The organism is Accumulibacter sp., from assembly GCF_023806625.1.
In the GTDB taxonomy this organism is placed as follows: Bacteria; Pseudomonadota; Gammaproteobacteria; order Burkholderiales; family Rhodocyclaceae; genus Accumulibacter.
Map to the genome: position 1 here is coordinate 21,979 of NZ_JAMTDX010000020.1, position 13,048 is coordinate 35,026.

Annotated in this window: 8 protein-coding genes; 4 read left to right on the forward strand and 4 right to left on the reverse strand. The window is 64.4% G+C overall.

The window, feature by feature from the left end; genetic code table 11:
- Nucleotides 1-73 precede the first annotated feature (73 nt).
- Nucleotides 74-775, reverse strand: coding sequence for an alpha/beta hydrolase-fold protein (locus NFW05_RS04515; RefSeq protein WP_295303044.1), 702 nt, complete (start codon nucleotides 773-775; stop codon nucleotides 74-76).
- Between the two features lie 5 nt (nucleotides 776-780).
- Nucleotides 781-1,875, reverse strand: coding sequence for an isocitrate/isopropylmalate family dehydrogenase (locus NFW05_RS04520; protein ID WP_295303045.1), 1,095 nt, complete (start codon nucleotides 1,873-1,875; stop codon nucleotides 781-783).
- Between the two features lie 506 nt (nucleotides 1,876-2,381).
- Here NFW05_RS04520 and NFW05_RS04525 point away from each other — a divergent pair.
- The gene (locus tag NFW05_RS04525; protein ID WP_295303046.1) at nucleotides 2,382-3,692 is read left to right on the forward strand and encodes a hypothetical protein; all 1,311 of its coding nucleotides are present in this window, start codon (nucleotides 2,382-2,384) and stop codon (nucleotides 3,690-3,692) included.
- Between the two features lie 142 nt (nucleotides 3,693-3,834).
- Here NFW05_RS04525 and NFW05_RS04530 read toward each other — a convergent pair whose 3' ends face one another.
- Nucleotides 3,835-4,902 (reverse strand): AraC family transcriptional regulator, encoded by a 1,068-nt coding sequence (locus NFW05_RS04530; protein ID WP_295303047.1) that lies wholly within the window; start codon nucleotides 4,900-4,902, stop codon nucleotides 3,835-3,837.
- A 214-nt stretch (nucleotides 4,903-5,116) separates the two neighbouring features.
- On the opposite strand from NFW05_RS04530, the gene icmF reads away from it, so the two are divergent.
- From icmF to NFW05_RS04545, 3 genes are all read left to right on the forward strand, one after another.
- The gene (icmF, locus tag NFW05_RS04535; RefSeq protein ID WP_295303048.1) at nucleotides 5,117-8,383 is read left to right on the forward strand and encodes a fused isobutyryl-CoA mutase/GTPase IcmF; all 3,267 of its coding nucleotides are present in this window, start codon (nucleotides 5,117-5,119) and stop codon (nucleotides 8,381-8,383) included.
- Between the two features lie 188 nt (nucleotides 8,384-8,571).
- Nucleotides 8,572-10,740, forward strand: coding sequence for a bacteriohemerythrin (locus NFW05_RS04540; protein WP_295303049.1), 2,169 nt, complete (start codon nucleotides 8,572-8,574; stop codon nucleotides 10,738-10,740).
- Nucleotides 10,741-10,827: 87 nt separating this feature from the next.
- Nucleotides 10,828-12,120, forward strand: coding sequence for an MFS transporter (locus NFW05_RS04545; protein WP_295303050.1), 1,293 nt, complete (start codon nucleotides 10,828-10,830; stop codon nucleotides 12,118-12,120).
- Between the two features lie 270 nt (nucleotides 12,121-12,390).
- Here the strand turns inward: NFW05_RS04545 and NFW05_RS04550 are convergent, their stop codons facing one another.
- On the reverse strand, nucleotides 12,391-12,912 hold the full coding sequence (locus NFW05_RS04550) for an OmpA family protein (protein ID WP_295303051.1): 522 nt from the start codon (nucleotides 12,910-12,912) through the stop codon (nucleotides 12,391-12,393).
- Nucleotides 12,913-13,048 lie beyond the last annotated feature (136 nt).

The following is a 13,048-nucleotide window of genomic DNA, read 5'->3' on the forward strand; positions in this document are numbered from 1 at the left end:
AGTTTAGCCAAGTCTCGCCACGGCGTCGAGAACGAAGGCCGGCGAGCACCGACGGCGAACCGTGCGCAGGGAGTCAGCCGGCTTCGCCGAGCGCAACGGCCAGCCAGCTCTCGATGTCCTGCAGTTCGTCGGCGCAGACGCCGTGCGCGGTCTGGTAAGCGTGCCAGTGCACGGGGTAGCCGCAGGCCTTGAGCAATCTGGCCGACGACGCCCCGTAGTCGTAGGGAATCACCGGGTCGGCCCGACCGTGAGCGATGAACAGCGGGAGATCGGCGTTCTCGGGAGCAGCTTCCGCGGCCAGCGTGTCGGGCAGCGGCAGGTAGCAGGAGAGTGCGACGACGCCGGCGAGCCGGCGCGGGTGACGCAGGCCGGCATGCAGCGCCAGGACCCCGCCCTGGGAAAAGCCGGCGAGCACGATCCGCCGGTCGGGTATTCCGCGCTCGTTCTCGCGCGTGATCAGTGCGCTGATCCGCGCGGCCGACTCGCGCAGCTGGTTCGCCTCTTCGCGCCCGGACGAGAAATCTGCCGACACCACGTCATACCAGGCACGCATCACGTAACCGCCGTTGATCGTCACCGGGCGCATCGGCGCGTGAGGAAAGACGAAGCGGGTGGGCGGCAGTCTGGCGAGATCGAACTCATCGACGATCGGCTCGAAGTCGTGCCCGTCCGCCCCGAGCCCGTGCAGCCAGATGACCGCGCAGTGCGGGTCGCCGCCACTCAGTCTTTCGATCGCCGGAAGCAGCGCGGGACGGCTGTCGGGAGGCGAAGGCATCGTCGTCACGACTTGCGAATCTGCGCCATGATCGCCTGGGTGATCGCCGAGGTCCCGTCCTGACCACCGAATTCCACGGGGCAGACAGTCGCCAGCGCCTTGTCGACCGCATGCTCGAGAATTCGCGCGCCGTGCGCCAGCCGTGGCTCGGCGTGACGCTCGGCAAGCCAGTCGAACATCAGAGCGGCCGAGAGGACCTGCGCGACCGGGTTGGCGCTTCCCTGACCCGCGATGTCCGGGGCACTGCCGTGCGCCGGCTGGAATACCGCATGCTTCTCGCCGATGTCTGCCGACGGCACGAGCCCCAGGCTGCCGACCAGCCCGGCGGCGAGGTCCGAGAATATTCCCCCGAGTACGCTCTCGGTCACCAGAATATCGAATTCCCACGGGAATCTGACCAGATTCATCGCCGTGGCATCGGCGTAGGCACAGCCGCTGGCCACTTCCGGATGCAGCTCGGCCACTTCGCAGAAGACGCGCCGGAAGAAGGCCATCGACGACAGAACGTCGGCCTTGTCGACACAGGTCACTTTCGCCGGCCGGCGGCGCATCTGCGCGCGCCGCTCGGCAACGCGAAAGGCAAACTCGCAGACCCGGCGACTCCCGTCACGCGACACGAGCATCGTGTCTCGGGCCACGCGGTCGTCCTCGAGCAGGCCTCGTCCCCGAGACCAGAGCAGGCCTTCGGTCTGTTCACGGACGACGACCAGATTGATCCGCGCAGCGCGCTTGTCGCCGAGCACGCGCGGCAGCCCTGGATAGCTGCGGATCAGGCGGATGCCCGCGTAAAGATCCATGTCGCGGCGCAGGTCACACTGGGTCGTGATTTCGGTTCCATCGGGGTAACGGACGTGCGGCAGCCCGATCGCGCCGAACAGAACCGCGTCGGCCTTCCTGCACACGTCCATGCTGGCCTCGGAGAACGCGCAACCGGTCTTCTGGTAATGCGCTGCACCGCCCTCGAGATGCCGGAATTCGAGGCTCAGGCCACCCAGCCGGTCCTGCAGCACATCGAGGACCTGCAGGCACGAGGCCATGATTTCCGGCCCGATACCATCTCCGGGAAGCACGGCAATGCAGAAACGTGGGGCTCGTTTCATCCTCGTCATTCCTCTGATCCAGCTGCGGCGCCTGGTCGGGCCCTGCGCCAGGGGCTTCGGCGGAACTCTGTCCGGTCGCCTGAATGAAGGGCATCCGCTCCCCAGGCGAAGCATTCCCGGCGAGACAGACGTAAACTGTCGAAGAAAAACCTCGCGGCGGTCAAGTACTTTCTGTGCGCAACGCCCGGCCACCGGAATCTTTCTGCACGCTCGTCCGAACCGGTTCGAGCGCGGCGTTCCCCGGGCGGTGAAAGGATCGTCGCGCCCCAGTCCGGGACCGCGCCTCGAACGGTCGGCAGCGCGGCATGGCCGGGACAGCCCGCGACGCGCTCCTTTGTCTCGGTGCGACGCAATTTCCGGCCAGCCAGTGCGACGATTCTGCACCTTTCGCCCGGATTTAGGTAGAGTACACGGCAGGGCCAGGTGATTGTCCGGACCACGGCGGAACTCGTTTCGCCGGCACAGGCGCTGCCAGCGAGCGCGTTGCCGGTGCCGAGGGAGTGGGAATGATCAGAAAGCTAGTCTTGCCGGTACGCAGAGCGCTAGGCGCGACCGTGAGAAGACTGTTCAACGTTCTCCCGAGGGAGCGGCGGTTCGCTGTCTACCGGAATTTCGTCGACTGCGACCCGGAGCCCAGCGAGCGACTCGTGCTGAAGATCGCCGAAACCAGGGAAGAACTCGAGGCCTGTTTCACGCTCCTCCATGACGCCTACGTCGGCAACAAGTTCATGAAGCCTGATCCGTCGGGAATGCGGGTGACCATCTATCACGCCCTGCCGACGACAACCACGCTCTGCGCGAAGTACGACGGCGAGGTCGTCGGCACCTTGTCCCTGATCCGCGAGAGTGTCCTCGGCTTTCCGCTGCAGCGAATCTTCGATCTCAATGCCCTGCGCGAAAAGAAGGGCAACATCGCGGAAGTCTCGGCGCTGGCCATCGACAGGCGTTTCCGCAAGACGGGTGGAAGCATACTCTTCCCGTTGATGAAGTTCATGTACGAGTACTGCACGACCTTTTTCGACACTCGTCATCTGGTCATCGCGGTCAACCCGAGCCACATCGAGATGTATGAGTCACTCCTCTTCTTCACTCGCCTGTCGGCAAACGTCGTCGAGAACTACGACTTCGTGAACGGCGCTCCGGCGGTCGGGGCGACGCTCGATCTCAGAACGGCTCCCGAGATCTTCAGACAGCACTACGCGTCGAAACCACCCAAACGGAACCTGTACGCCTTCTTCACGCAGGTCAGGCTGCCGAACATCAAACTGCCGCCACGACGCTTCTACACGACCAATGACCCAGTCCTGACCCCTGAACTGCTCGACTATTTCTTCAATCAGCAAACCCGAGTCTTCAGTCAGCTCAGCGACCGCAAGAAGAGCCTGCTGCACACGATCTACGATTTGCCGGCGTACCGCGCCGTTCTCCCTGCACTGTCCGAAAACACTCATGACGTCGCGGTGCGCCGGCGCCACCGCCGCTTCTCGGTCCGCTGTCCGGCAAAGTTTACGGTGGTCACCCCTGAGGGCGCCGAACGCCGGGTGAATCTCGAGGTCGTCCAGCTGTCGCGTTACGGATTTCGGGCCCACGCCCTCGCCGCCGTACCGATCAACGTCTGGGGAGAGGTGACGATCCAGCTCGGGCCGGCCGAGGTATCGCGAATCCACGTCTCGGCGTCAAGGGAATCGGGCGACGGCATGTATGGCTTCCGGCTTGGAGAGCCGGACCTGATCTGGCGCAAGTTCGTCAATGCGCTGTACAGCGGGAGCACCCAGGCCGACCTCGAGAACGCGACGCGATTCATGACCGAGAGGTGATCCGGGGTCGCCTCTCCTGGCACGCGGCGAGCCAGGCCATCATCGCCGATGCCGATCGACCGGGCTGGTTCCGTGCTGCGCCGGCCCGAGCCGTGCGTGGCAGCGTGGCCGGCATCCTCATTTCACGACGATCCGCCTCGTTTCACGACGATCCGCCGACGCGTGAAGGAGGAGCCGGCAGCCACCGACGGCGGTACTGGGCCGGAGACATTCCCGTCCAGCGCACGAACGCCCGATAGAACGCTGCGGTGTCCGCGAAACCGAGCTCGGCGGCGACCTCGGCAACGCAGTGGTGGGTCTTGACCAGCCGGTTGATCGCCAGGTCGTGACGGAGTGCGTCCTTGATCGTCTGAAAACTCGATCCCTCATGCTCGAGCCGACGATGCAGCGTCCTTGGCGACAGGTGAAGCACGCGCGCGACGTCGGTGAGAGAGGTCGCCGACGGCAATCCGTCGCGCAGCGCGTTGCGCACGCGCAAAACCGTCTCGCGGTCACGGCGATAGAGTGTCGTCAGCTTGCCCGGTGCGCCCTCGAGGAAGGACTGCAACGCCGCCTCGTCGCGACGGATCGGCAGTTCGAGCAGACTCGACGAGAAGCGCGCGCAGAGGACATCGCAATCGAAAGTCGATTGGGCCGTATAGATCAGCGAATAATCCGTCGCGTGCTCCGGGCGGGGGTAGGGAAAGGCCACCGAGTCGAGCAGGATGCTGCGTCCGACGAGCCATGAGAACAGGCCGTGGAGCAGCCGCAGCAGCCACTCGAAAGCGAACACGCGTCCGCTCTTCAGCGGACGGACTTCGCTGATGCGAAGACAGGCCTCGTCGAACTGGTTGTCGAGGTGAACGGCCAGGTCGGGCAGCACGAGGCGCAGAAAGCGCGCGCTGCGATCAATGGCTACGGCGAGCGTCGGCGCGGTTATCGAACTGCGGCAGAGGAACTCGAAGGAGCCGCTGCGCAGCGGAACCGAGAACAAGGCAAAGCCTTCGTCGTCGAGCTCGCGGCAGACGAGGTTGTAGAGTTCCGCGTAGCGCTCGACCGGAACCCGCGCTTGCGGATCGGCGAGCACCCCTGGCGAAATGTGAGCCTGTTCGAGGACACGCCGCGCATCTCTCTGCGCCTCGCCGAGGCCGGCGAGCATTCCGCGGACGAAAGCGACCGCAACGGTCGCCCGTGACGGAGCCGAGACGAGACTCGAGAAACGGCCCGTCACATCCTGGGCGTTGGCGGCATTGGCAGTCTTGTCCCGAAGGGAAGTCGGCCTTTCGCGCAAAGCTGTGTATTGATGAAGGATTTGAAGTTGGCAATATTTACACGATCAGCGGCATTCCGGGTAGTAGCTTTGTTGCGCTCAACTTCCTACCATGTGAAGCCCTGGCCGATTCCAGATCGTCGATACCTTCCTGATCTTCGTGGAGCCCAACGACATGACTGACCTTTCCATCAGCAAGAAGCTTCTGCCCTACAAGCCCAAGCACAAGGTGCGCTTCGTCACCGCGGCCTCACTGTTCGACGGACACGACGCATCGATCAACATCATGCGCCGGATTCTCCAGGCGACGGGCGCCGAAGTGATCCATCTCGGGCACAACCGCTCGGTGCAGGAAATCGTCAACGCCGCCCTGCAGGAAGACGTGCAGGGAATCGCCATCACTTCGTATCAGGGCGGACACGTCGAGTTCTTCAAGTACATGATCGACCTGCTGAAGGAAGGCGGTGGCGGCAACATCCAGGTCTTCGGCGGCGGCGGCGGGGTGATCGTGCCGAGCGAAATCGCCGATCTGCACGCCTACGGCGTGGCGCGCATCTACTCGCCCGAGGATGGCCAGTCGATGGGGCTGCAGGGAATGATCAACGAGGTCGTCACCAAGTCGGATTTCGACCTCTCCCCATTCGCCCCGCAGGACGCGGACGCCGTACTCGCCGCGCTCAAGGCCGGCGACCGACGGAAGCTGGCGCAGGTCATCACCGCGCTCGAGAACGGGGCGTACCCGGAAGCAGTGCGCAAGAAGATCGTCCACGCGGCGGCAGGGCTCAAGGTTCCGGCTCTCGGCATCACCGGTACGGGCGGGGCCGGCAAGTCATCGCTGACCGACGAACTCGTCCGCCGCTTCCGGCTGGACCAGGGCGACGCGCTCAAACTGGCGATCATTTCGATCGATCCCTCGCGCAAGCGTACCGGCGGTGCGCTGCTCGGCGACCGGATCCGGATGAACGCGATCGAGCATCCGAACATCTACATGCGTTCGCTGGCGACGCGCGAGACGGGCTCGGAGCTGTCCGCCGCGCTGCCCGAGGTGATCGCTGCCTGCAAGCTGTCGGGCTTCGATCTGGTGATCGTCGAGACCTCGGGGATCGGCCAGGGCAACGCCGCAATCGTGCCGCTGGTCGACGTTTCACTCTACGTGATGACCCCCGAGTTCGGCGCCGCCTCGCAGCTCGAAAAGATCGACATGCTTGACTTCGCGGACTTCGTGGCGATCAACAAGTTCGATCGCAAGGGCGCCGAGGACGCACTCCGCGACGTGCGCAAGCAGTATCAGCGAAACCACGAGGCCTTCGCCCGGAGCCCCGAGGAAATGCCGATCTTCGGCACGATGGCCGCCCGGTTCAACGACGACGGACTCACCGCTCTGTACCAGGCGATGGTCCCCAGGCTGCACGCACTCGGCCTCAAGCTCAAGAAGGGCAAGCTGCCGCAGGTATCGGTGCGCCAGTCGTCGAACCAGCGGGCGATCGTCCCGGCACAGCGCGTCCGCTATCTCGCGGAGATCGCCGAGACGCTGCGCAAGTACCATCAGCACACCGCCGAGCAGTCGGAGATCGCTCGCCAGCGGCAGGCGCTGCGCACGGCGAAGGAGCTCTTCGTGGCCTGTGGCAAGGCTGCAGGCGATTTCGACGAGATGATCTCATGGAAGGACGGGCAGCTCGACGCCCGGTCACGCAAGCTGCTCGACATGTGGCCGAAGACGGCCGAGCTCTACGCGCAGGACGAGTACGTCGTGAAAATCCGCGACAGGGAAATCCGCACGAAGCTGACCAGCACCTCGCTCTCCGGATCACGGATTCGCAAGGTGTCGCTGCCGACCTACAAGGACGACGGCGAGGTGCTCCGCTTCCTGATGAAGGAGAACGTGCCCGGGTCTTTTCCGTTCACCGCCGGCGTCTTCGCTTTCAAGCGCGAGAACGAGGATCCGACACGGATGTTCGCTGGCGAAGGCGACGCCTTCAGGACCAACCGCCGGTTCAAGAAGGTTTCCGAAGGCATGCCGGCCAAACGCCTGTCGACGGCCTTCGACTCGGTCACGCTCTACGGCTGCGATCCCGATGACCGTCCGGACATCTACGGCAAGGTCGGCAATTCGGGCGTTTCGATCGCCACGCTCGACGACATGAAGGTCCTCTTCGACGGCTTCGATCTGTGTGCCCCGACGACTTCGGTGTCGCTGACCATCAATGGCCCGGCGCCGATCATCCTGTCGATGTTCTTCAATGCGGCGATCGACCAGCAGGTCGACAAGTTCCGCCGGGACAACGGTCGAGAAGCGACCGAGGACGAGACTGCCAAGATCCGCGCCTGGGTACTGAGCAACATCCGCGGGACGGTCCAGGCCGACATCCTCAAGGAGGATCAGGGTCAGAACACGTGCATCTTCTCGACCGAGTTCGCGCTGAAGATGATGGGCGACATCCAGGAGTTCTTCGTCCATAACGACGTGCGCAACTTCTACTCGGTATCGATCTCCGGCTATCACATCGCCGAAGCCGGCGCCAATCCGATCTCGCAACTGGCCTTCACGCTGGCCAACGGCTTCACCTATGTCGAGGCCTACCTCGCCCGCGGCATGCACATCGACGACTTCGCTCCGAACCTTTCGTTCTTCTTCAGCAACGGCATGGATCCGGAGTACTCGGTGATCGGCCGGGTCGCCCGACGGATCTGGGCGGTGGCGATGAAGAACCGCTACGGCGCCAACGAGCGCAGCCAGAAACTCAAGTACCACATCCAGACCTCGGGACGGTCGCTGCACGCCCAGGAAATGGCCTTCAACGACATCCGCACCACGCTGCAGGCGCTGATCGCCATTTACGACAACTGCAATTCACTGCACACCAACGCCTACGACGAGGCGATCACCACGCCGACCGAGGAGTCGGTTCGCCGGGCAATGGCCATTCAGCTGATCATCAACCGCGAGTGGGGTCTGGCGATGAACGAAAACCCGAATCAGGGCTCGTTCATCATCGACGAACTGACCGACCTCGTCGAGGAAGCGGTACTCAAGGAGTTCGAGGCGATCGCCGCGCGCGGCGGCGTTCTCGGGGCGATGGAGACGGGGTACCAGCGAGGCAAGATCCAGGAGGAATCGCTGTACTACGAACATCGCAAGCACGACGGATCGTACCCGATCGTCGGCGTCAACACCTTCCGCAACCCGAAGGGCGACGCACAGGTCGAGATCGAGCTGGCCCGTTCGACCGAGGAGGAAAAGAGATCACAACTCACCCGCCTGCGTGACTTCCAGAGCCGCAACGCCCCCGCGGCAAGTGCGATGATCGAGCATCTGCAAAACGTGGTCATCGAGAACGGCAACGTCTTCGCGCTGCTCATCGATGCCGTGCGCGTCTGCTCGCTCGGCCAGATCACCCAGGCTCTTTACGAGGTCGGGGGGCAGTACCGACGCAGCATGTAGCCCCGCACGGGATGCAGCCCGGACAACCGAAGAGGGCTGTCCGGGCTCGTCCGCTCAGTCGCCGGGCGGGATGGCCAGGGTGACGCCCCCTCATCCGCTTGACAGCTCTCGGCCACGTCCCTGATATTGCAAATTTTTCCGGCTTGGTCCAGGATCGCTGGTGACTGGAAAACGCTCGAGGGATCGAAATGATTGCTGCTCTGCGTCGCCTGAGCCTGATGAACCGCCTGTCGCTGCTGGCGGTCCTGGCCTTTCTGGCCATGCTGCTGATCGTCTGGCAAAGTCTGTGGTCGCTGCACGGTCTGCTTTATCAGGACCGCCAGATCAAGACGCGCCACCTCGTCGAAGCAGCAACGGGTGTTCTCGAACACTACCACGACCTGCAGAAGGCCGGCACGCTGAGCGAGGATGAGGCCCGGCAGCGGGCGATCGAAGCAATCCGGCGCCTGCGCTACGAGTCGTCCGAGTACTTCTGGATCAACGACCTCGGCAAACCGGTACCGAGAATGGTCATGCATCCGACTGTCCCTTCGCTCGACGGCAAGGTGCTCGACGAAACGCGTTTCAACAAGGCTGTCTGGCTGCAGCCAGGACGCAACGGCGAACGGATTCCGGCCGATGGCCGGAATCTCTTCGTCACCTTCAACGAAGTCGTCGACAAGGCCGGCGAGGGCTACGTCGAGTACCTCTGGCCGAAGCCTCTGGCCGGTGGCGGCGTGACCAGCGAGCTGTTCACGAAGCTTTCATACGTCCGGAAGTTCGAGCCTTGGGGCTGGGTGATCGGCTCCGGAATCTACATCGACGACGTGGACCGGATCTTCCGGGAAGAGGCGCTGATCAGCCTCGGACTCGCCCTTGTCGCCACCGGCGTTCTGCTGCTCACCACCTGGCTGGTGCGCAAGAGCATCGTCGGCGAGTTTGGCGGAGAGCCTCGCGTCGCGCTGCGCGTCTCGAACAGGATCGCCGAGGGAGACCTGACCCAGGAGGTGCCGTTAAAGCCCGACGACCGCGAGAGCCTGCTCTATGTGCTGTCGCACATGCAGACCAGCCTCAAGGACATGCTGCGCGCGATCTTCGCCAACGCGAGCCGCGTACAGGCCAGCATCGAACGCCTGTCGGCCGAGTCCAACGAAATAAATCTCGCCACTCAGGTGCAGGCGGGAGCGGTCAGGCAGACCCGTTCGGCGATCACCGACGTTTCGGCGAGCGTCGAGGTGGTCAACGGTCTGGTCCGGGCAACCGAGGAAGGCGCTCACGAGGTCGCCCGCAGAGCTCGTGACGGCGCGGACGTTGCCGCGAAAGTGGCCGTCGAGATGCAGGCCATCGCCAGCACGGTTTCCGTCTCCTCGGACCAGGTGTCGAGACTCGTCGCCAGCACCGGCGAGATCGGCAACATGGCCCGGGTGATCAAGGAGATCGCCGACCAGACCAACCTGCTCGCGCTCAACGCGGCAATCGAGGCGGCGCGGGCCGGGGAACAGGGCAGAGGCTTCGCAGTCGTCGCCGACGAGGTGCGCAAGCTCGCCGAGCGGACGGGCAAGGCAACGAGTGAAATCGGGGGCATCCTCGACGGGATCCAGACCGATACCGAGAGCGCGGTCGAAGGCATGAAGGCCGCTGCGCCGGTGATCGCCAGCGGTGTCACCCAGGCCAAGTCGGCTGCAGACACGCTGCACGCGATCGAGGAACAGGCACGGGAGACCCTCGAGAAGATGCAGGCGCTGTCGCAGGCGACGCGCGATCAGACGCGGCGAATCGAGGATATCGTCAGCAACGTCGATGAGGTGATGAGCGCTTCCGGTCAGACCGAGAGCGTGATCAGGCAGTCGCTGCAATCGGCCGCCGAACTCGAGCAGGCCTCGAGCGAGATGTTCTCGATGGTTCAGAGATTCCGGATCGGTGACGTACCGGTGCCCATCGCGCCATCGCGAGCGAAGGCTCCGACGGCTGCGAAGCCATTGATCGAATGGTCGAGCGCACTGTCCGTCGGGCATTCCGAGATCGACCGACAACATCAGGTATTGATCGAGATCGCCAACCGCCTGAATCACGCGATGCGTTCCGGGGCGGGTCGAGCGGCCTGCGGGTCGATCCTCGAAGAACTCGTCAACTACACGGTGAGCCATTTCGGCTTCGAGGAAAAGCTGATGGACAAGCACGGATACACGGACCGGGAAGCGCACCTGGCCGCACATCGCAAGCTGATCGACGAGGTGTCGCGCTTCAGGCGGCAGTACGAGTCGGGAGGAGCGATCTCGGTCGAGCTGATGGGCTTCATCCGTGACTGGCTGGTCAACCACATCCTCAAGGTCGACCGAGCGCTGGTCCGTGATCTCGCCGCCCGGGGGGTTTCGTGAACGGTCTCTCGGGATGAGCAGCGTGCCTGGCCCCGGCGCAACGCGCAGCCTACGCGGTGACGCCGGGATGGATGCCGGCGACCGCCGATGAGCCAGGCACCCGGGCATCGGCGCGTCCTGATCCTGGCGGCCGTCGTTGCCGCCTACGTGCTCTCGTTCTTCCAGCGTTTCGCCCCAGCCGGAATTGCCCAGGATCTGGTCGCCGCTTTCAGCACCACGGCGTCTTCGCTCGGCGTGCTCGCGGCAACCTATTTCTACGTGTACACGGTGATGCAGGTGCCGACCGGCATGCTCGTCGACACGCTCGGACCACGACTCGTCCTGCTCGTCGGCGGGATCGTTGGCGGACTCGGGAGCCTTCTCTTCGGCCTGGCACCAGACCTCGACGTGGCCTTGCTCGGCCGCACACTGGTCGGGCTTGGCGTCTCGGTGACCTTCATCGCCATGCTCAAGATCATCGCCGTCTCGTTCGAGGAAGGCCGCTTTGCCAGCCTGGTCGGACTGAGCATGCTGATCGGCAACCTCGGGTCGATTCTCGCCGGCGCACCGCTCTCGTGGGTGGCCCAGGTCGCCGGCTGGCGCTCGGTGTTCGTCGCCCTGGCGGTCGTCTCGCTGCTCCTCGGGATCGGCTGCTGGTGTCTGCTCGGCGAGAAGTCGCCGAATGAGCACAACAGACTGTCGGCCCCGCGGGCCGGCAAGGCGCGTTTCGACCGTACGGTCGTGCTTTCCGGGCTGCTCACCGTGCTCCGCAACCGCGAGACCTGGCCAGTCGCCTGCGTCAACTTCGGCGTCTCGGGAAGTTTTTTCGCATTCGCCGGCCTGTGGGCCACGCCGTGGCTGACCCAGGTCCATGGCATGAGCCGCACCACTGCCGCCAATCACGTGAGTCTTTACTTCGCCGGCTTTGCTCTCGGCTGCGTGATCATCGGCACGCTCTCGGACCGCATTGGCAGAAGGAAGCCGGTGCTCGTTCTGACCAGTCAGCTCTACGGGGCGATCTGGCTGGTCTGGCTGTCGGCCGGCACCCTGCCCGCCGGCCTGACGTACGTGTTGTTCGCCCTGATGGGCCTGCTCACCGCGGGCTTCACGCTGACCTGGGCCTGCGCCAAGGAGCTCAATCCGCCCCTGCTCTCGGGCATGTCGACCAGCGTGATCAACATGGGAGGATTCCTCGCTGCTGCGATCCTGCAGCCACTGGTCGGCTGGGTGATCGATCGCTCGTGGGGAGGCGCCCTGACGGCTGCTGGCACGCCGCTCTATGGCGCCGATGACTTCCGCGCCGGCCTGTTGCTCCTCTGCGGCACGGCCTGGCTCGGCGCACTCGCGTCGTGGGGCGTGCGCGAAACGTGGTGCCGCAACGTCTGGCAGACCCCGGCGTGATCGTCGGCGGCCGGCCAGAGGACTCCGCGAACGCGCCCGGCGCCTGGTTCACCAGATCTCGGAGAACAAGGTCTCGCCGAACTCGCCCGGCTGTTCGGAGGTCGTGAACGAGTCTACTGCTCGGCCAATCTGCGCCGTTGCCCACTCGCCCGGTTCTCGCCCATCCATCGGATGTGTCTCGTCGTTCGCTCCAGGAGGGAAAGGAAGGAACCCTCTCCTTCCCTGGCGCCGGGCATCCCGGCCTGCTCGCGACGATTTCCTCACAACCTCTCAGCGCCACTCGTAGATCAGATCGACCCGGCGCATCGTCCGTCGGCAGCCCTCACTGTCGCATTTCGTCTTGGTGCTTTCCTCGCTGCCCACGGGCAACCTGCGAATCTGGTTTCGCGCGACCCCGAGCGCGCGCAGTCTGTCGCTGACCGCTTCGGTGCGCCGGTCGGCAACCGCGAGATTGAAGGCCGCACTGCCGAGATTGTCGGTGTGGCCGACGAGAACGACGACGAGTTGGGGGTCTTCCTTCAGCTTCTGTGCATTCTGACGGATGACTTCGGCAGCCTGGCTGTCGATCGTCGCATCGCCGAAAGCAAAATAAACCGTTCTACTCGCGGGGTCATCGGCAAAAGGCGTCACCTTGCCGCTGCCCGGACGGCCGACCTGCACCTTCGCCCGTGGCGGCTCCTCGGCGGCGCCGGCTCTTCCACGATCCGCAGGAGGAGCCTTGTCGGGGGTGGCGCACGCCGACAGCGCGGCGATCACGGCAAAGAGGCAGGTGCGGGAGAGAAGTGGAAGCATTGGCGGAACGGCGGTTGCGGAACGAGGACGGGGCTAGTTTAGCAACCTTTCCGCTCCACGGGTGCCGCCCTGCAGCTCGGCCAGGGCAATCGCATGAATCTTATACAAGACCCAGGAGTTGGGCCCGGAAGCTGTC